We start from the raw sequence: 19,754 nt of genomic DNA, 5'->3' as shown, positions 1-19,754 counted from the left end.
CCTCTGTCAGGAGAATGGTGCCTAGGCCGATAGCAACAAGGCTCGGCAAGGCGCAAAAAATGGGATGCATCAGATGCGGATCAGGCAGTTGCCGGATCCGTCAGGAAGAGGAGATGCGCAAACAGTGGATGTGCCAGCCCCTCCGGGGTCAGACGTTCAGATAGCTCTGGGTGAAGCGGTACTGCAGATGTTGGCGCTGTAGATGGCGCCGATGGATCGCACCGAAGCGATCGCGAAAACTCTGTTTGTGATAGAGCTCGGGTGCCAGCATCAGCCAGCCGAGCAGCAACAGCAGGATGGCCTGGGCCGACCAGCTCTGGATCAGCTCGTAGACCACACTCTTGGGCTGGTTGTCACTGCGCAGTGATTGTTCGAGACGCAGCAGGTGATTCTGATGGCTGCCGACAAACTTGATGATGCCATCATCGCTGTCGCTAAGCTGATTGAACACCTGAGTCTGCTGCTGTTCACTCTGGGGAGATGCGGGTAGCAGCGGGCCTTCCATTCGGGCGATGGAACAAAGCAGGGTGAGGGCGATAACCAGAGTTACCAGCACCAGTTTTACTTTGTCGATAAGGCGCAAAAAGTTAATTCCCGATAAATAGAAAGGGCAAACTACCACACGCGCCCGGTTTGAACAAGGTTGCCCCGGGCGCATGGCACCATTCGGTGCCGCTCGTCAGCTGCCGCTCATCTGCTTGAAGTCGCGGGCATAACCCTTGAGCAGGGAGTAGAGATGGGCCCGCTGGGAGATATCCAGCGACTGGCTCATGGCGCTCAGCCAGTTGACGGTACGCTGGCGTGACTGCTCGGTATAGCCGGTAAAGCGGCCATCCATCAACCCATCCCCCTCGGCCAGCAGGTCAGTCAGCTCGCGGGTAAAGTCGGGACTCTGGCGCTGCTTCATCAGCCTGTCCAGCTCCTGGGTCCAGGACTCCTGAAACTCGAGCCAGGGGGGCATCAGCTCGTATTGCCATTCGGCCCACTGGGCCACCAGTGGCGCCTGTGCCGGTTTCACCTCGCCAATCCAGAACTCGAGACGCTTGTTCATCTTGTCGCGAAACTCCGCCAGCATCTGCTCTTTGGGCTCAGTGGCAAAGTCCTTTTGTCGCTCCTGTTGCCGCTTGACCCGATCGGTCATAAAGCGGGCCACCTGCTCGTCGGTCAGGGTGCGCGCCAGCCTGACCGCACGGGGGATAGTGTTTTCCAGCGTGCGGGTCAGGCTCTGCTGCACCGCATCGAGATTGGTCGAGATCTGCTCCGGCGTCATGGGGCTGGCTACTGCCTTGGCCAGCGCGTCGAGATCCTTGGCGTAGCGCGGCAGCTCGTGTTGGCGATGCCAGGCCATCAGCCCCTTCACTTCGCGGCTGAGCAGATCCTTCTGCGAATAGGAGAGGGCAAAGTAGTCATCCAGCTGCCAGATGATGGCGGTATCGAGCCAGTAGTAGATCACCCGGGTGGAGCAGCCGGTCAGCAGCAGGCCGATCAGCAGCAGACCCCAGGTTTTCGGCTTGTGCCAGCGCACCTTGTTTATCATCTGTTACTCCAGTCGTTGCCGGTTGATGGCGATCAGGGTGTCATAGTCGAGTGAGGGCTGTTGCTCTGCCATCAGCAGGGCCCAGAGCAGGCCGATATAGTCGACCCAGGGTAAAAATGCCTCGCTCTGAAAATCGGGCCACTGGTGGCGCGGCACGGCCTGCAGATAGTGCGCTTCCAGCTCGTCACGCCGCTCGGCGGGCCACTCATGGGTGCGCTCGATGCTGGCGAGCTCAAAGCCGGGGTGACCTGCCGCGCCATACTCCCAGTCGATGACCCAGGGTTTGCTTCCCAACAAGTTAGCCGGATTGAGATCATGGTGGCAAGGGCGCCAGCAATCATTTGGCTCACTGCTGGCGAGCAAGCTCCGCTCCAGGGCGGGCAGCCAGGAGGGGATGTGGGCCAGTCTGGTGCGATAGCCTGCGGCATGAGCTCGCACCGCCATCACCACCGAAGGTAGCGGCAGGCGATGGAGCTTGCGCAGCACCTCTGCCAGCAGACGGGGCTGCTCGGCTTCCGGTGGCGCCGCGTGTACCCAGTTTGGCTCATCGCACCATTCGAGCAGCATCAGACCGCTGGCGGGATCACCATAGTGGCAGGGCAGCGCCAACCCTTCTGCCATCGCCCCCTGATAAAGCTGCCACTCGGTGGGACGGTCGATGCCAAGGCGCACCGGGTCGGAGTGGCCCTGACGCAAAAAGTAACTGCGCCCCGAGGGGAGGCGCAGTCGATAGTTGCAGTTGGTCAGACCTAACCCGAGTGGTTCCAGCAGCCCCTCCCGCCAGGGGGCGGGCAGGCTGGCCAGTAGCGGATCACGGTTGCCTGTCACCAGGAGCCTGTTACCAGCCAAAGGTGGACTTCTTCGCCTGCTTGCGGATCTCTTTCTGGTCAGCCCACAGCAGTTCGCCGTTTTGCAGGTCCATCAGGTTCATGGTCATCTGGTAGTAGACATCTTTCACCTTGCCATTGTCCTTGACGATGCTGGCGAGGTTGCCATAGACCATGTAGCGGGCACCGGTCTGCTTGCCAAGCCGCACCATGGAGGCAGGATCCACCATGCCGCTGCTCTGCTGGTATTCGAGCTGCTGCTTGACGGCGGCCACCTTGCTCATGTCTACGAAGCGGAACTTGCCAGCCCGCAGCAACTTGGTGCGGATGGTGTCGGTGATGGCTTCGGTATCGATGTGCTCGGAGGTCTTGTTGCGGATGGAGTCCATAAACATCACCGGACGACCGCCTGCGGTGATCTCGCTGGTGGCAGGGGAGGCGAGCATGGAGTCCGCCATCTTGTCGGCGATGGCCTGCAGGTCACTTGAGCCGTAATCAACGGTGACGGTTTCGGTTTCGGTCGGATCACCATAGCTGACGGTAGTGCTGGAGCAGCCGCCCAAGAGCAAAGCGCCGGTCAGGATCAGCAGGGCATGATTCATTTTCATCAGTAGGATTCCTCAATCACTTCGCGTACGTAAATCCGGTAACCCTGCGCCGCCGGGCTGGGCGCCAGGGCCGAGAGGGTGCGGGTCTGATAGCCATGCAGCTTGATGGGGGTCCAGCCGCGACCATCGCTGGCGACCTCCTGACCGGCCTCATCATACCAATAGAAGATATATTGCAGCTTGTTATCGCCGCGCTGGGTGCTGGCGGCGGCCACATTGATCTGCAGCAGGCCATTTTGCTGGCGGCGGCTCAGCTCGGTCAGGGTGACGTTGACGTTTTGATGCTGCTCCAGCGTGGGTGCACCGCCCGCCGGGCCATAGAGCGCCACGCCGGAGGTGTTGGTGGCGCAGCCGGTCAGCAGCAGCGCGAGCCCGAGGGCCAACCCGTATGCTTTCATCTTGCTCTCCTTAATCGGGTGAGTGGGGCCGCGTGTGAGCCTGCCCGGTTAATTGTCTTGCTCATCTCTCTTCGCCATCTGCTCAGAGCGGCATCACCCGGGTGGTCAGACCGGCGCCGAGGCGCTGTACCCAGACCAGGGTGGTGCGTCCCTTGTGGATGGTGAGCGGCAATTGCCGCTGCGCTGCCCCCGCGCCCAGGGTGAGATTGATGTCACCGGCCGGCACTATTCCCTGCCAGCTCGATGCCTGCGCTGGCAGCGTCAGCCAGCTGCGGGTATCGGCCCGCTCCGAGAGGGTGTTGAAGATCCCCACCAGAATATTGCCCACATCGCCCCCCTCTTTGGCGGCGGTGCGGCGCATCTGCTCCTTGGCCACCAGTCGCAGCGCCTGGCGGGTCAGCATGCCGGGCAGCCGCTCCTGCAGATCTTTGGCGGCCAGCGCTTCCAGCCGCACCAGCTCGCTGGTCTGTTCGACCCGCTTGCCGATCTCTACCGTCAGCGGGCCGGTGTCGCTGGCCCGATTATCGTAATAGGGGATGGCGACGGTAAAGGTGCGAAAATTGCCGCGGGAGGTGGAGACGGGGAGCGGCAGGAAGAGTTCGCGCCGTGCCGGGATCAAACCATCTTCAAACAGCACCACCAGTTGGCCTTGATCTTTTGCAAGCGGCGGCGCTTTGCGGCCCACCTTTTTCTCTGTCTCGCGGATCTCGTTTGGTGAACCACGCAGCCGCGCCAGACGCAGCAAGGCATCTTGCAGGCTGCGGTTGTCCGGCGCTATCTGGTAGCCGCGCTGATAGTCGACCCAGGCATCGTTGAGATCCCCGGCCGCCTCATAGAGCACGGCGGAAAAATAGAAGGTGTAGGCGTTCTGAAAACCGTTTTTGACCTTGCCGATCAACCGGTCGAGATCCGGTGCGCCGCGCGACATCAGCTGGCGCATCTCGCCTTCTGCTTCGGCCTCTTCGCTCTCATCCTTCGCCTTGCGCACCTCATCGGCTCGCCGTTTCAGGGCCTGCTCCTGTACCTGATTGGCCCGACGCACCTCCACCAGGGCGCCATCGGCATCACCCCGTTGCAGATAGTTGAGGGCCAGATAGTGGTGCAGCATGGTGCGTTCGTAATCGGGAGTACGATAGGCCATCGACTGATCGTTGGTGAGCAGACTGCCCACCTGATCCAGACCGTGGCTCAGCCGGTATTCGGCCTGATTGTCTTCCCACTGAAGGCGACTGTCGGCGGCGGTGAACGCCTGCTTGCTGCCCGCATCCTGACCCGCCAGCCAGGCAATGCGCCCCTGTTCGAGCCGATCCAGCACAAAGGTGTCATCCCCAAGGGTGGAGTCGCGCACCTCGGGCAGCGCCTCGGCGGCATGGCCCAACAGCAGCTGGTTGCGCAGGGGCACCATCTGATCGGAGTAGGAGACGAACATATCCTGCCAGCGGGAGGCGCAGCCTCCCAGCAACAGCAGGGCGCCGCAGAGCAACAGGGCGCTGCGGCAGGTTGAGGCGTTGCGATTCATTACAGGCTGAGCAGCGGTCCCAGCGGCTGGCCACCGACCAGATGCATGTGGATGTGGTAGACCTCCTGCCCGCCGTGGCGGTTGCAGTTCATGATGAGGCGGTAGCCATCTTCGGCGATGCCCGCCTCGCTTGCCAGCTTGCGGGCCACGGTGAACATCCGGCCAAGGGCCAGTTCATGTTCGGCTTCCACGTCATTGACGGTGGGGATCAGTACATTGGGGATGATCAGAATATGGGTCTTGGCCTTGGGCTGGATATCCCTGAATGCGGTGACCAGATCGTCTTGATAAAGGATGTCGGCGGGGATCTCTTTACGGATGATTTTGCTGAAAATGGTTTCTTGCGCCATGGCTAACTCCCTTATATGAAACAGAAAATTGAACTAGAACCCCAAGCGGCTCCCGAAAGGGGGGCGAGCAGCACGCCAAGTGTGACACAAGCCGACATTTGACACAGCTGATGTCCCATTCCCTTCAGTTATTGTTAAAAATACCGATAGCCAGAGGGACGTCATCTGCAGCGCCTGTTCAGGGTGGTCTGCAGGGTATCAAAAGGACGGGGTACTCAGGCAAGGGACTTTTGCATATACAGCGGGACAATAATGAAACAAACAATGTCGGATCTCTCCATCTTGCAGCGAGTCTACCTTGGGTTCGCGATCCTGGTGGCCGTGATGGTGGCCAGTTCACTACTCACATTTCGTAGTCAGGAGACTCTGGGGAACGCGCTTGAGCAGGTTACCCAGCAGTCTATGCCGCTGGTGATTGCCAGCAGCCAGACCCAGATCACCCTGCTCAGCGCCAACAAGTGGCTGGGGGATGTGCTCACCGAGCAGGATCCCAAACAGCTGCCGGCCGAAGTGGCCGAACTGAAACAGGCCAAGGCTGCGGTGGGCAAGAGCCTTGACGTCTTGCGCCAGCAGGTGGCCCACCACCCTGAACTGCAAGGGGAGATGAGCAGCCTCAGCCAGCAGGTCGACAGCTACCTGCAACTGACCGATACCCTGCCCGGCGAACACGAGGCGCTGCTCACCCGACTGCACAAGGTCAATCTGGCCAAGGGGCAGTTTCAGGTCAGTCTGCCCCAGTTCAAGAAGAGTCTGGGTGACATGATGGTCACCATCGACGACAGCTTTATCAAGATGCTCTCCGAGACCCTGACCACCAAGCTCTCCGCCATCGAACTCTCCACCATGGACGCCCTCAATCAGACCATTCCGGCCCCCATCGAAGGGGCGCTCAAGCGCAACAAGATGCAGATTGAGGGGTTCAACAGCACCATCAAGGATTTGCAGGGGGAGCTGAAGAACTTCGAGAACGACATGGGCCACTATGTTCACGGCTTTGTGCGCGACACCACCGCAAGCGAAGGCGTGCTCTCCCAGTATCTGGCGCTGATGAAGCAGCAGGAACAGATGCGGGAGAAGAGCAAGCAGGCCAGCGCCCTCATCGTCGAGATCCAGAACCGGCTTGAGCGGATCACCGGCCAGAGTCAGCAGCTGATGAGTCAAAGCATTCAGCACGCCAAAGCCACACAGAGCCAGAGCACCCTGACCCAGGGAACCAGCATCGTCGTCGCCATCCTGATCGCCATGCTGGTGGCTTATACCCTGGGCAAGGCCATTCGCCGTCCGCTCAGGGAGTTGCTGCGGGTGCTGACCGAAGTGACCCAGGGCGACATGACCCAGCGTATCGGTTTTCAGAGCAAGAACGAATTTGGCCAGCTGGGCAGCCAGATCAACCTGCTGATTGCCCAGATGGGGGAGGTGCTGGCACAGCTTTCACAAGCGTCTGCCCAGCTTAACGATGCCGCCCACGGCAATCGCCATACCACCGAATCAGTGCGGGCGGATCTGGAGAAACAGCGGCAGGAGACCGCCTCGGTCGCCGCCGCCATGACCCAGATGGAAGCTTCGGTGCGGGAGGTCGCGCAGGCCGCCAACCAGACCCTGGAGCGGGTGCAGGATGTGGAGAAGGCCTCCGAGATGGGGCGCAAGGTGATGGCAGGCAATATCACCACCACTCATCAACTGGCGGGCAAGCTGCAACAGACCGGCAAGGTGATTGGTGATGTGAGCGCCATGAGCAGCCAGATCGGCAATATCCTCGATGTCATTCGAGGCATCGCCGAGCAGACCAATCTGCTGGCCCTCAACGCTGCCATTGAAGCGGCGCGGGCCGGCGAGCAGGGGCGCGGATTTGCGGTGGTGGCGGATGAGGTGCGCAGTCTGGCGGGCCGCACCGCGCAATCCACCAGCGAGATCCAGACCATGATCGAGAACCTGCAGCAGGGGGTTGCCAGAGCGGTAACCGTGATGCAGGAGTGCTCTCGCGAGATGGACAGCTGCGTGGATCAGAGCTCTCACGCCAACAACGCCATGGAGGAGGTGCAGGGGATTGTGGTGCTGATCAGCGACATGTCGAGCCAGATCGCCTCTGCCGCCGAGCAGCAGCAGGCGACCAGCGCCGATATCGCCACCAACCTCAACCGCATCTCCGATATCTCGGATCTCAACTACCAGGGGATCGAGCGGGTGGCCGAGACCAGCCAGCAGCTGGACTCCCTCGCCGAGCAGCAGGAGAGCCTGGTCAAGCGCTTCCGCCTGAGCGCCTGATGGTCGAGAGTTGAAACAACAAGGCCCCGCAGATGCGGGGCCTTCTCTTTATTACGGTAGTGGCAAGGGGATCAGGCGTAGGCAATCGCGCCCTTGCCGACCCCTTCATAGGCGACAATCTTGACGAACTTGTCGCCCACCATCTTCTTCACTTCGCGAGCGATATAGCAGGCCAGCAGCTCGACCGTGGTGTCAGTGTCGATCATCTCCACCTCGGCGCTGGGGATGGCCAGCTGGAACAGCCCTTGCGGCGCCACATATTTGAAGCCGCAGTGATGCTCGCCAAGCTGGGCATTGGCGCGGGGGCTCAAAGCGAGCTCGGTCAGCGCCACCTTGTCCTCCTCTGTGCCGAGGTAGATATCGCCCCAGCGTTCGGCCCAGTTGAGCTCAAGATCCTGGTTGCGCTCACCATCGACATGGATCTCGATGGGAGAGCGGTGGCCATGGGCGATGCGCTGGCAGTTGCCATCGTGCTTTTTCAGGCCGTGGCTGTAGTGGTAGAAGGCACCGGTGATCGCCTCCTGACGCAGGGTCAGGGAGAGATCCTTGATATTGCCCGGCAGCCGTTTGGCCAGCACCGCCAGCAGGTAGCGGGTCACCGACTCTTTATCAACTTGCGGGGCCGGGATAAAGGCAAAGCCCTGGGATGGGCAGCGCAGATGGATGGAGCGACCCGGGCGCAGCAGATCCACTGTGCTTTCGTCACCATCCAGTGTCTCGACGTGGATCAGCGGGCACTCGGTCGGCACCAGCAGCTTGTGGTCCACCTCTTCATCGATGATCGACTTGATCAGCTTCTTTACCCGGCCAAAGTCCAGCAGCATGCTCATTTCGTTGAGCTCACCGCTCATTTCGATATCTACCAGCCAGCTCTCGCCCACCATGCCGCGGCGTTCGCAGAGGTAGCTGGAGTCGATCACGGTCAAATCTCTTACAAATAACTTCATCAGTCAGGCCTTGCTACAGAGAAAGGGCAGTTTTGCGCTATTATGACCCGCGATTATCGGCAAAGGAACTGGAACCCCCCATGAACAAACTGCTTATCAAGAATGCCACCTTGGTCAACGAAGGCCGCATCTATGCCTCCGATGTGTTGATCGAGGGGGAACGGATTGCTCGCATCGCCCCGGATATCGAGGCGCCCGATGCGCTGGTTATCGATGCCGCAGGTCGCCATCTCATCCCCGGAATGATCGATGATCAGGTCCACTTCCGGGAGCCGGGATTGACCCACAAGGGGACTATCGCCAGCGAATCCCGCGCCGCCGTCGCCGGTGGCACCACCAGTTTCATGGAAATGCCCAACGTCAATCCCCAGACCACCACCCTCGACGCTCTCGAAGCCAAATACCAGATCGCTGCCAACTCCTCCGTCGCCAACTACAGCTTCTATCTCGGCGCCACCAACGACAACCTCGAAGAGATCAAGCGTCTCGACCCCAAGCAGTCCTGCGGGGTCAAGGTGTTTATGGGCTCCTCGACCGGCAACATGCTGGTGGACAATCAGGAGACCCTGGCGGCCATCTTCCGCGAGAGCCCGGTGATGATCGTGACCCACTGCGAAGACACCCCGACCATCGCCAAGGCGGAAGAGGCGGCACGGGCCAAGTGGGGCGAGAATGTGCCGATGGGCGAGCATGGCCGCATTCGCAGTGACGAGGCGTGCTACAAATCCTCCAGCATGGCGGTGGCGCTGGCGAAAAAATACGGTGCCAAGCTGCACGTGCTGCATCTGACCTCGGCCAAGGAGCTGTCGCTGTTTACCGCTAGCCATGACCTGAGCGAGCTGAAGGACAAGAACATCACCGCCGAGGTGTGTGTGCACCACCTCTTCTTCAATGATGCCGATTACGAGACCCAGGGCAGCCTGATCAAGTGCAACCCTGCGGTGAAGAGTGCCGCCGACCAGCAGGCACTGCTGGATGCGGTACGCAACGACGTGCTCGACATCATCGCCACCGACCACGCGCCCCACACCTGGGAAGAGAAGCAGAACAGCTACTTCAAGGCGCCGTCCGGTGTGCCGCTGGTGCAGCACTCTTTGCAGGCGCTGCTGGAGCTCTACCACAACGGCGTGTTTACCCTGGAGACTATCGTCAAGAAGACCTCCCATGCGGTGGCCGAGCGCTTCCAGGTGCAGGATCGCGGTTATATCCGCGAGGGCTACTTCGCCGATCTGGTGCTGTTGGATCTGGGCAAGCCCTATGTGGTCAACGATGACAACATCCTCTACCACTGTGGCTGGTCGCCCTTCAACGGCTACCGCTTCCACAGCACGGTGGAGATGACGCTGGTGAACGGCCAGATCGCCTGGCAAAACGGGCAGGTGACTGACCAGATCCTGGGCAAGCGGCTGACCTTTAACCGCTGATTGTTCGCAAAGCAGGCGAACGCACCGTGGCTTAGGAATTGGCGGCGTTTCCCTGTTGACAGGGCTGGGTCATCTCCATAAACTCTGCCCCCGTCAGCCGAGCTGACTCCGTCGGTGTGTAGCGCAGCCAGGTAGCGCATCTGCATGGGGTGTAGAGGGTCGGAGGTTCGAATCCTCTCACACCGACCAAATTCCCCGGTAAAGGCCTTGTCAAACGACAAGGCCTTTTCTTTTGCCTGCGATTTGCCGCACAGGCGTGAAGCCAGTGGTGATGCATGCTGGTCGCTGCTGGCGTGAGCAGATTGTGCTGCCACCGCGCTTTATGGTGTAGTAACGACTCTGTTGCTCATTTGCCTGGCGAGGCCTCCCGTGTCTGCATCCGTATCTAAACCCTGTTGTCTGCTGATGCTCACCCTGCTGCTGGTGGGCTGCGCCACCCCTTACGAGAGTGAAAAGTCATTCTGGAACGGCCAGACCGGTTTTTCCCAGACCCGGCTTGGCCCGGACAAGTGGCAACTGGAGTTTGTCGGCAACGATCTGGTGGACAGGGAGACCGCCCGCAAATATGTGCTCAAGCGGGCAGGGGAGCTGGCACTGGCAGAGGGTTACTCCTGGCTCAAGGTCGATGAGCTGACCATTAACCGCGATGCCGTCAGGGTGACCCCATCACGGCCGATCTTCGGCTTTGACGAAGATGAACCGGATCTCTTTATGGCCCAGATGCAGGTGCAGCATACCATCTCGGCGCTGCTCACTTTTCGCCTGTTGCCACGGGCACTCGATGAGCGAACTCTGAATGCGAAATATCTCGCCGAAATCAAAATAAACAGTGATTAATATTGGTGGTTTGCAAGATCCATATCGCATACACCTAATGGCAGGATAAAATTCTGGATAAAGCCTCTAGATTTACCCCCTGCTTTTAGGCATTCTCCCAGCATACCAGCCGCCAGGAATCAACGGCTCGGATCACAAAAACGGACTGTAGTGGCTCCCACGCCACTGTTTACGGCTTGCACCAATCAAAACCGGGACTCCCCCATGAAAATGAATAAACTGACGGTCGCCATCCTCATCTCCATGATGTTTGGCATCCTCACCGGCCAGGGCTATCGGATGTTTGCCGCAGATCAGGCTGCGGATTTCGCCAATAACATCACGATCCTGACCGATATCTTCCTGCGCCTGATCAAGATGATCATCGCTCCTCTGGTCTTCACTACCCTGGTGGTCGGTATCGCCAAGATGGGCGACACCCGCACCGTGGGTCGTATCGGTGCCAAGACCCTCGGCTGGTTCATGCTGGCCTCCCTGATGTCCCTGAGCCTGGGTCTGGTGATGGTGACCCTGATGCAGCCGGGTGTGGGTCTTTCACTATCCCTGCCCAATGACACCGCCAGCTCGGGCATTGCTGCCGGTGCCATTACCCTGAAAGATTTTGTGACCCACGCCATCCCCAAGAGCGTGGTCGAGGCGATGGCCACCAACGAGATCCTGCAGATCGTGGTCTTCTCCCTCTTCTTCGGTCTGGCTGCTGCTGCGCTCGGCGATCTGGCCAAGCCGGTAGTGGTGTTGATGGCCAGCGCCGCCGAGATCATGCTGAAAGTGACCGGCTACGTGATGAACTTTGCGCCATTCGCGGTGTTTGGTGCCATCGCCGCCATGGTAGCCAAAGAGGGGCTGGGTATTCTGGTTACCTACGGCAGCTTTATGGCCCAGTTCTATATCGCGCTGGCCTGCCTCTGGCTGCTGCTGATCGCCATGGGCAGCGTCTTCCTGCGTGGTCGCGTCATCAAACTGCTGGCGATGATCCGCGAGCCGATCCTGCTGGCCTTCTCGACTGCCAGTTCTGAAGCGGCCTATCCGAAGACCCTGGATCGTCTGGAGAAGTTCGGTTGTGACAAGCGCATTGCCAGCTTCGTGCTGCCGATGGGGTACTCCTTCAACCTCGACGGCTCCATGATGTACTGCACCTTCGCGGTGATGTTCATTGCCCAGGCGTATGGCATCGAGCTCTCCATGGCCCAGCAGATCACCATGCTGTTGCTGCTGATGGTTACCTCCAAGGGGATGGCCGGGGTACCGCGCGCCTCTCTGGTGGTGATTGCCGCCACCCTGAACCAGTTCCATATTCCGGAAGCGGGCATTCTGCTGCTGCTGGGGATCGACCACTTCCTCGACATGGGCCGCTCTGCCACCAACGTGCTGGGCAACGCCATCGCCGCCAGCGTGGTCGCCAAGACCGAAGACAGTCTGGGTGAAACCGTCGCGCTGGGCGAGAGTGAGCCAGCCAAAGCCTGATCACAACGTCATGAAAAATAAACAACAACGGCCCGCCAATGCGGGCCGTTGTTGTTTATGGCTCGTCTACACTGCTAGATAGTTTTCATCTGGAGTGTACGGTTATGAACATTGCTCGTCGGCTTCAACTGATAGCGCTGCTGGTTATGCTGGCGCTTGTTTTCCTCAGCTGGTTCAGTATCAACCGCCTTGGGGCTGGCAATCGAGACTTGAGCTATGTGACGGACAATACGGTGCCCAGTATTGCGCTGATCAAGGAGGTGCAGGCTGCGTTTTATGAGCTGCACTCTCGGGTTCAAAGCCATATCCTCAACACCGACAATGACAAGATGCAGCAGATAGAAGCCGATATTGCCGAGCATCGCAAACAGATCAATTCGCAACTGGAGAAATATAAAGCAGAGATGCTCTCCAATGACGAAGACCGGCGCCTGACCGACGATGATCAGCGCATTATTGCGCAATATTATCAGGAGATAGACAAGGTTCTGCAGCTCTCCAGACAAAACAAGAACGATGAAGCGCGAGACATGCTGGCGGGAGAAGCCACCAGAGTGTTCCAGCAGTTTGCCAAGGCAATCGAGCTTCACGTCAACTTCAATATGGATTTGGGGCTGGCGCTCAAGAAGCAGGGCCAGGAGAATTATGACAACAGCCTGCAAACCCTGTTGTTTATCGCCGGTGGTGCCACCGTACTGACGATGGGGCTGTTTGTCTGGTTGTTCAATCAGGTGGCCAATCCCCTTCGCACCGCCATGGATACCCTGACCCGGATCCAGCGCGACCTCAACTTTACCCTGAGAGCAGACGTGAAACAGCAGGATGAGATTGGTCTGACCCTCAATGCGGTCAACCGGCTGCTCGATACGCTGCAACAGACATTTACCGAATTTTCCGTAGGCAGCTTGCAGATCAAGAGCACCGCCGAATCCCTCTCTCAGGCAGCGCAGCACCTGGCCAGCTCGGCCAGTCAGGCCAATGATGCCACCAGTCTGATCGCCGCCGGTGTGGAAGAGATGACAGTCAGCATCACAGATATCTCCCAACGTACTCAGGAGACGAGCCGTATCACCAATGAGTCGGGGCAGCTGGCGATCGAGGGGGGCCGGACCATCGAGCGCACAGTCCATGCCATCAACGAGATCGCCGACTCGATCCGGCAGGCCTCGGCCGAGGTCATTGCGCTGGGTGAGGGCATTTCGCGCATTGGCGGTGTGGTCAACGTGATCCGTGATGTGGCGGGGCAGACCAACTTGCTGGCCTTGAACGCGGCCATTGAGGCGGCGAGGGCCGGGGAGTCCGGCCGTGGCTTTGCGGTGGTGGCAGATGAAGTGCGCAAACTGGCTGAGCGCACAGCCCAATCCACTCAGGAGATCTCCGCCACTGTAGAGGCGATCCAGCAGGAGTCAAACAATACAGTCTCCCGCATGCATCTGGTGGAGGAGAAGGTGAGCCAGGGGGTCACCATGGCGACCGAGAGTGGCGCCATTATTGCCGAAATCCGCAGTGCGTCGCACCGGGTGATGGAGCAGGTGGGCGAGATCACCAATGCCATCCGCGAGCAGAGTTCGGCCGCCGAGTCGATCGCTCATCAGGTAGAGCAGATTGCTCAGGTCGTGCAGCAAACCAGCAGCACAGCGGAGGAGACCTCAGCCGCAGCCGAGGAGCTCAATGTCACCACCGAGAGCATCCACCAGCAGATATCCCGCTATCGCATTCAGTAACGCCGAGAGTTGTTATCCATCCGCTATCCCCGCCAGCCAGCTGGCGGGGATTTTTTTATATGACCTGCTTAGAAGCCTGAGCCCGGTTGCTGCAAAAATGCCGCCTCTTCCGGTGTGCTGGTGCGACCGAGTATGTCGTTGCGGTGGGGGAAGCGGCCAAAGCGTTCGATGATCACCTGATGGCGGCGGGCAAAGTCGGCAAATCCGGCAAAGGTCGCCTGCGCCGGTGTGCCAGCCTGCTCGGCAGCCAGTGCCTCGAACAGCGCCACACTTCTGGCCTGTTGTTCGCGGGATTCGGCATGCTCTAGCGGCAGATAGAAGAAGACCCGCTCCAGTGGCGAGAGGGATTTGTCAGCACCGATGGACAGCCCTTTCAGGCAGAGATCCCTTGCCAGAGGATCCTGGGCAAAGGCCGCAGGCGTGCCGCGATGGATATTGCGGGGCAACTGGTCGAGCAGCAGGATCAGCGCCAGCCTGCCGTGGTGCAGATCGGCCCAGTCGGCCAGCTCCCCGTTGGCGGCCGCCTCTGCTTGCGCGCCAAACTGCTTGGCCAGCAGGGCATCCGTTTCGCTGCTTTTCCCCCACCAGAGGGGGGCTTGCCGTGTGGCCCGCAGGACATCATCGGCTTCGTCGCCAAACCAGAGAGCGAGCAGAGGTTGCCAGGGTTGCATGGGAACTCCTTGAGGTGATTCAGAGGGAACCAGGAACAAATGGCTCAGGGGAGCTGCCGAAACGGCGGCTTCTCGTTACACTGTGCCATCTTTTGCCCGCAAGACGTAACCCCCCGATGGCGATCGCCGGATTTTTGGCTCGGCCGATGATGGCCTGCGATCGCCATGAGGTGGTCTTGTTGACCCTGGTGGTTATCGGGACGTACACCTCTCTCGCGGTGTTGTTCTCACTGATATAAGGAATCTCTGATATGGCCGGAACCAGTTTGTTGGCCCTGCTCGATGATATCGCCAGCGTGCTTGATGACGTGGCGCTGATGACCAAGGTCGTGGTGAACAAGCGCGAGACATTTTTCGGGAAGACGTTTCTCACTGATATAAGGGATCTTTGATATGGCTGGAACCAGTTTGTTGGCCCTGCTCGATGATATCGCCAGCGTGCTTGATGACGTGGCGCTGATGACCAAGATGGCGGCCAAGAAGACCGCCGGGGTGTTGGGTGATGATCTGGCCCTCAACGCGGAGCAGGTCTCCGGGGTGCGTGCCGAGCGGGAGCTGCCGGTGGTGTGGGCGGTGGCCAAGGGCTCATTTCGCAACAAGCTGATTCTGGTGCCCGCCGCCATCGCCATCAGTGCGCTGGTGCCCTGGCTTATCACGCCTCTCTTGATGCTGGGAGGCGCTTACCTCTGCTTTGAGGGGGCCGAGAAGCTGGCCCACAAGTTCCTGCCTCATGAAGTGAGCGAGGGTGAGGCACACACAGCTCCTATTCCCGATGATCTGGTGGCCTTCGAGCAGCAGAAGGTGAAGGGAGCGATCCGCACCGATTTTATTCTCTCTGCCGAGATCATCGTCATCGCCCTTGGCACGGTTCAGGGGGCAAGCCTCGCGCTGCAGCTCTCGGTAGTGGCAGGCATCGCCCTGCTGATGACCATCGGGGTCTACGGGTTGGTGGGGCTGATCGTCAAGCTCGATGACATCGGTCTGCATCTGCTGCAAAAGCCCGATGGCAGCGCCCTGCGCCGCGCGGTGGGGCAGGGACTGCTGGTGACGGCGCCCCGCCTGATGCACCTGCTGGCACTGGTCGGCACCATCGCCATGTTTATGGTGGGCGGTGGCATTCTGGTGCATGGCTGGCCCTTTGCCCATCACCTGATTGAAGGTGCAGCCGCTGTTGTCGCCACCCTGCCCACAGTGGGGGCCGTACTGGCGGCGGTGACGCCGACTCTGCTCAACGCCGTGGCCGGTGTGGTGGCGGGTCTGCTGCTGGTTGCCGTGATGACGCTGGTGAGCCGTCTTGCCCCGGCCAAGGGATAAGCGAGCTTGCGGGCCATTGTCTCTTTTTTCCTCTCTTCATTTTTTGGCCTTCGGGTTGCCCGGTCTCTGACTTGCTGCCCGCAGGTCTGTTGCGCCTCCCGATAAAGGCCTTTGCGAGAAGCTATGTATCAACAACAGTGGAATAACGACCATATCTACCCGGGCCTCGACAGCCCAGAGCTGGAAGCGGACATGCGCGCAGCCCGCCACGCGTTGGAAGAGCTGGCCAGCTATATGGCGGGTCTGGACGGGGTGCGCGGCGATGACGCAGCGCTGCAGGATTTTTTGCGGGAAGTGCGGCTGCGCGCCCGTGATATTCGCCATATCGGCTGGAACGTCGCCATTCTGGCCGCGTGCCGCGGCAGTCAGGATGCGCGGGATCCGCAGGCCAAACAGCTGGCGTCCCGTGCCCGCGCCCTTAATGCCGATCTGTTCAAGACGCTGGCGCCGGTGGAAGATCTGATGCTGGCGTTGCCGGAAGAGAAATTCGCCGCGCTGATGAGTGATCCCCTACTCGGTGAGGAGGCGTACCGCCTGCGCCACGAGCGTCGTTTGCAGGATCAGCGCCTGCCGGTGGCGGCGGAGCAACTGGTGATCGGTTTGGGCACCGATGGCCTGCACGCCTGGGGCAACCTCTACAACGATCTGGTGGGCAAGATCCGCTTGATCATTGATGGCCGCGAGATGGGGCTGGCCGAGGCGAGCAATCTGCTCTCCAGTCCGGTGCGTGCGCTGCGTTTAGAAGCCTTTGATGCCATCAGCGCCGGTTGGGAAGGGGAGCAGGAGACGGTTGCCGCCATCCTCAATGCCCTTAACGGCTGGCGGCTGGAGCTGGCCCGTCAGCGCGGCAACACCCGTTTGCTCGATGCGCTGGATCTCTCCTGCCACCAGAGCCATATCGAGCGTGCCACCCTCAATGCCCTGATGAGCGAAACCTGGCGAGCCCGTGGGTTGGGTCAGCGGGCGCTGGAGCTGATGGCCGAGCGCCTTGGTCTCGACGATCTGGGGCCGGAGGATCTCTTTGCACCGCCGCCAGCTTCCAGCAGCCGTGACATTCCTTTTGATGAGGCGATCGAGTTGATTGCCGATGCCTTTAGCCGTTTCGATCCCGAGATGGGGGCGTTTGCCCGCATGATGGCCGAGAAGGGGTGGATTGATGCAGCGCCCACGCCAAATCGCCGCACCGGCGCCTACTGCACCAAGTTTGCCGAACCGGTCGAACCGCGGGTCTTCGTTACCTATGCCGGTACCATGGACAACGTCATTACGCTGGCCCATGAGCTGGGTCACGCCTGGCACAACTGGGTGATCCGCGATCTGCCGATGAGTCAGCGCAGCTACCCTATGACGCTGGCGGAGACCGCCTCCATCTTCGCCGAAACCCTGGTGCGCAGCGCCCTGTTCGAGCAGGCGCAAAGCCCGGAAGAGCAACTGGCCATCGCCTGGGCGGAGGCCGATGGCGCAGCCACCTTCCTGGTCAATATTCCGGCCCGCTTCGATTTCGAGCGGGCGCTGGTGGCCGAGCGGGCGCAGGGTTATGTATCCGCAGAGCGACTCAAGACGCTGACTGACGAGGCATGGGGGCGCTGGTATGAGGGGAGCCTGACCCGCTATCATCCCATGTTCTGGGCGGCCAAGGCGCACTTCTCCATCGCTGGGCTGGGCTTTTACAACTACCCCTATCTGTTCGGTTATCTGTTCAGCCTCGGGGTCTATCAGCAGTTGATGAGCCGCAAGGCGGCGGGGGAAGAGGGCGTGGCCGAGGCCTATCGCGCTTTGTTGCGCGATACCGGCCGGATGAGCGCCGAAGATCTGGTAGCCAAGCATCTGGGGCAGGATATCCGTGAGGCCGCCTTCTGGCAGGGGAGTCTGGCACAAGTAGCGCAGGCGGTAGAGCGCTTCGCGCAGTTGCCTGCCTGATTGGGTCAGCGGTGATATGAACAACAGGCCCCCGGACAGTCTCGCTGTCCGGGGGCCTGTTTGTTATGCCTGCTCTTGCTGCGGTTTGATGGGACCAACGAATAGAGGACGGGTCTGGTGAGTCAGGTCCGGCTGATAGCCGTTGAAGAAGAGGTTGAGCAGCACCGAACTGATGGTGGCCAGCAGGATACCGCTATGAAAAAGCGGTTGTAGCTGCGCCGGAAGCTGTTGGAAAAAATTCCCGGAGACCGTCGGGATCATGCCAATTCCGAGACTGATGGCGACGATATAGAGGTTGTGACGGTTGCTGTTGTAATCGGTGCGCGCCAGGATGCGAATACCGGTGGCCAGCACCATGCCGAACATCACGATACCGGCGCCCCCCAGCACGAAGGGCGGGATGGAGGCGACCAGCACCGACATCTTGGGGATGAGGCCAAAGGCGAGCAGGATCCCCCCCGACATCACGCAGACCCAGCGACTCGATACCCCGGTCACGCTCACCAGACCGATATTCTGGGAGAAGGAGGTGTGGGGGAAGCTGTTGAATATCCCACCAATAATGGTGCCGATGCCATCCACCCGCAGCCCGCGCACGATATCACCGCGTCTGGCCGGATGGCCGACGATGTCACCAAGGGCCAGAAACATCCCCATCGATTCGATAAAGGTGATGAGCATGATGACTGTGAGGGTGGCGATGGAGATGGGATCGAAGGTGGGCCAGCCGAAGGCGAAGGGCACTATGGGGGCAAACCAGGCTGCCTGGCCGAGGCCATCTAGGCTCACTTCGCCCATGGCGATGGCTACCACGAAACCGAAGATGATCCCGAGCAGCACCGAGATATTGCTGAAAAAGCCCTTGGTGAAGCGGGTCACCAGCAGGATAAAGACGAGCACCAGAAAGCTGGTGCCGATATAGCGCAGGCTGCCATATTCCGGATTGCCCTTGCCCCCCGCCATCCAGTCGATCCCCACTTGCATGATGCTGATCCCGATGGAGGTGATAACCACCCCGGTCACTACGGTGGGGAAGAGCGGCATCAGTCGTCCTATCAGCGGCACCAGCAGGGTCGAGATGATACCGGCGGCGATGGTGGCACCGAAGATGCCCGTCAGACCCAGATCCGGGTTGGCTCCGATGGCCAGCATGGGCATCACGGCGGCAAAGGTGACCGACATGATGACCGGCAGCCGGATCCCGGCAAAGCGGCCAATCCCGACACATTGCAGCAGGGTGACGATGCCGCAGCAGAAGAGATCCGAACTGATAAGGTAGGAGATCTGCTCCTTGGGCAGCCCCAGACTGCCGCCAATCACCAGTGGCACCGCCACGGCGCCGGCGTACATCACCAGCACATGTTGCAGGCCCAGGGTAAAGAGTTGGCCCATGGGGAGCATGCGCTCCACTTCATCCACCGGGCGCTTGCGCGCACCCGGTCGGGGGGAGGGGGGATTGGTCTCGCTCATGAACAGATCACTCCTTGAAGCCCGCGCAACTGCTACAGGCAAGATAGTGAAAGCCGCAGCTTTCCCGGTCATTGATCTCGTGTATTGACAGAGGTGCCAGATCCCTCGGCAGTAGTGAGAGGGATCCGGTGCAGCACGGGTCAGTGCACAAAACATGCACAACGCCGCTCACGAGAGAAAACGTTTGGCGATAACGCCTTGTTTTTGCGGGATGAGTCACATACCGGCCAGATAAGTGTCCGGCTGCTGGCAGGGGAAGGAGGTGAGGGCATCTCAGATTGGTAAGGGGTTTATCATTATTGGTCTGGCGATCTCACTTTGATAGCCGGGCACCATAACGTTGCTCGCAATGCGCCCCTCAGCATGTGACTGCGCTCGCGGGCTGCTGGGCGTAATCGGGGGCGGGGGCGTGATCCAAAGCAAGAAAGTTGGATGTTTTGGTGGCGCACGGGGCCGCCGCTGGGGTAGTTTCGATAAAA

Annotated in this window: 18 protein-coding genes and 1 tRNA gene; 9 read left to right on the top strand and 10 right to left on the bottom strand. The window is 60.1% G+C overall.

From position 1 onward, the window contains the following. Positions 1 to 148: 148 nt before the first annotated feature. The 7 genes from NOM06_RS09200 to hinT form a co-directional block, all read right to left on the bottom strand. Positions 149 to 583, bottom strand: a complete 435-nt coding sequence (locus tag NOM06_RS09200; protein WP_255911237.1) for a hypothetical protein — start codon at positions 581 to 583, stop codon at positions 149 to 151. A gap of 96 nt (positions 584 to 679) precedes the next feature. After that, positions 680 to 1,537 carry a DUF6279 family lipoprotein gene (locus NOM06_RS09195; protein WP_005353080.1) on the bottom strand — a complete coding sequence of 286 codons (858 nt, stop codon included), beginning with the start codon at positions 1,535 to 1,537 and terminating at the stop codon, positions 680 to 682. A gap of 3 nt (positions 1,538 to 1,540) precedes the next feature. After that, positions 1,541 to 2,365 carry a phosphotransferase gene (locus tag NOM06_RS09190; protein ID WP_255911235.1) on the bottom strand — a complete coding sequence of 275 codons (825 nt, stop codon included), beginning with the start codon at positions 2,363 to 2,365 and terminating at the stop codon, positions 1,541 to 1,543. A 10-nt stretch (positions 2,366 to 2,375) separates the two neighbouring features. Then, positions 2,376 to 2,972, bottom strand: coding sequence for a penicillin-binding protein activator LpoB (lpoB, locus tag NOM06_RS09185; RefSeq protein ID WP_005302153.1), 597 nt, complete (start codon positions 2,970 to 2,972; stop codon positions 2,376 to 2,378). Continuing rightward, entirely contained in the window at positions 2,972 to 3,370 is a 399-nt protein-coding gene (locus NOM06_RS09180) for a YcfL family protein (protein ID WP_201941447.1), read from the bottom strand. Before NOM06_RS09180 ends, lpoB begins: the two co-directional genes overlap by 1 nt. A gap of 82 nt (positions 3,371 to 3,452) precedes the next feature. Further along, positions 3,453 to 4,889 (bottom strand): COG3014 family protein, encoded by a 1,437-nt coding sequence (locus NOM06_RS09175; protein ID WP_255911233.1) that lies wholly within the window; start codon positions 4,887 to 4,889, stop codon positions 3,453 to 3,455. Continuing rightward, positions 4,889 to 5,239: a purine nucleoside phosphoramidase gene (gene hinT, locus NOM06_RS09170; protein ID WP_021231009.1), complete on the bottom strand. Its 351-nt coding sequence runs from the start codon at positions 5,237 to 5,239 to the stop codon at positions 4,889 to 4,891. Before hinT ends, NOM06_RS09175 begins: the two co-directional genes overlap by 1 nt. A 252-nt stretch (positions 5,240 to 5,491) precedes the next feature. Between hinT and NOM06_RS09165 the strand changes: the two genes are divergently transcribed. Continuing rightward, positions 5,492 to 7,504 (top strand): methyl-accepting chemotaxis protein, encoded by a 2,013-nt coding sequence (locus NOM06_RS09165; RefSeq protein ID WP_236323144.1) that lies wholly within the window; start codon positions 5,492 to 5,494, stop codon positions 7,502 to 7,504. 71 nt (positions 7,505 to 7,575) lie between these two features. Here the strand turns inward: NOM06_RS09165 and NOM06_RS09160 are convergent, their stop codons facing one another. After that, entirely contained in the window at positions 7,576 to 8,451 is an 876-nt protein-coding gene (locus tag NOM06_RS09160; protein ID WP_255911231.1) for a 6-carboxytetrahydropterin synthase, read from the bottom strand. 80 nt (positions 8,452 to 8,531) lie between these two features. Between NOM06_RS09160 and NOM06_RS09155 the strand changes: the two genes are divergently transcribed. From NOM06_RS09155 to NOM06_RS09135, 5 genes are all read left to right on the top strand, one after another. Continuing rightward, positions 8,532 to 9,875 (top strand): dihydroorotase, encoded by a 1,344-nt coding sequence (locus tag NOM06_RS09155; RefSeq protein ID WP_042053202.1) that lies wholly within the window; start codon positions 8,532 to 8,534, stop codon positions 9,873 to 9,875. 112 nt (positions 9,876 to 9,987) lie between these two features. After that, positions 9,988 to 10,064: transfer RNA gene (locus NOM06_RS09150), tRNA-Pro, on the top strand. Between the two features lie 216 nt (positions 10,065 to 10,280). Further along, a complete protein-coding gene (locus tag NOM06_RS09145) occupies positions 10,281 to 10,712 on the top strand; it encodes a hypothetical protein (protein ID WP_041235087.1) in 432 nt (143 codons plus the stop codon). A 204-nt stretch (positions 10,713 to 10,916) separates the two neighbouring features. Further along, the gene (locus NOM06_RS09140; RefSeq protein WP_005334018.1) at positions 10,917 to 12,176 is read left to right on the top strand and encodes a dicarboxylate/amino acid:cation symporter; all 1,260 of its coding nucleotides are present in this window, start codon (positions 10,917 to 10,919) and stop codon (positions 12,174 to 12,176) included. 104 nt (positions 12,177 to 12,280) lie between these two features. After that, positions 12,281 to 13,900 (top strand): methyl-accepting chemotaxis protein, encoded by a 1,620-nt coding sequence (locus NOM06_RS09135; protein WP_255911229.1) that lies wholly within the window; start codon positions 12,281 to 12,283, stop codon positions 13,898 to 13,900. A gap of 68 nt (positions 13,901 to 13,968) precedes the next feature. On the opposite strand, the gene NOM06_RS09130 is transcribed toward NOM06_RS09135, so the two are convergent. Then, on the bottom strand, positions 13,969 to 14,571 hold the full coding sequence (locus tag NOM06_RS09130) for a DUF924 family protein (protein WP_255911227.1): 603 nt from the start codon (positions 14,569 to 14,571) through the stop codon (positions 13,969 to 13,971). Between the two features lie 251 nt (positions 14,572 to 14,822). On the opposite strand from NOM06_RS09130, the gene NOM06_RS09125 reads away from it, so the two are divergent. The 3 genes from NOM06_RS09125 to NOM06_RS09115 all read left to right on the top strand — a co-directional run bounded on the left by NOM06_RS09125 (position 14,823) and on the right by NOM06_RS09115 (position 17,805). After that, positions 14,823 to 14,963: a hypothetical protein gene (locus NOM06_RS09125; protein ID WP_021231002.1), complete on the top strand. Its 141-nt coding sequence runs from the start codon at positions 14,823 to 14,825 to the stop codon at positions 14,961 to 14,963. A gap of 1 nt (position 14,964) precedes the next feature. After that, entirely contained in the window at positions 14,965 to 15,885 is a 921-nt protein-coding gene (locus NOM06_RS09120; RefSeq protein ID WP_042053196.1) for a DUF808 domain-containing protein, read from the top strand. 123 nt (positions 15,886 to 16,008) lie between these two features. Then, entirely contained in the window at positions 16,009 to 17,805 is a 1,797-nt protein-coding gene (locus NOM06_RS09115) for a M3 family oligoendopeptidase (RefSeq protein ID WP_255911225.1), read from the top strand. A gap of 63 nt (positions 17,806 to 17,868) precedes the next feature. Here NOM06_RS09115 and NOM06_RS09110 read toward each other — a convergent pair whose 3' ends face one another. After that, positions 17,869 to 19,275, bottom strand: a complete 1,407-nt coding sequence (locus NOM06_RS09110) for a nucleobase:cation symporter-2 family protein (RefSeq protein WP_255911223.1) — start codon at positions 19,273 to 19,275, stop codon at positions 17,869 to 17,871. Positions 19,276 to 19,754: the final 479 nt, after the last annotated feature.

This window comes from Aeromonas sp. JL9, from assembly GCF_024436075.1.
Lineage (GTDB): Bacteria > Pseudomonadota > Gammaproteobacteria > Enterobacterales > Aeromonadaceae > Aeromonas > Aeromonas veronii.
The sequence above is the reverse complement of the archived record's forward strand: the minus strand, read 5'-3'. Positions and strand labels throughout refer to the sequence as shown.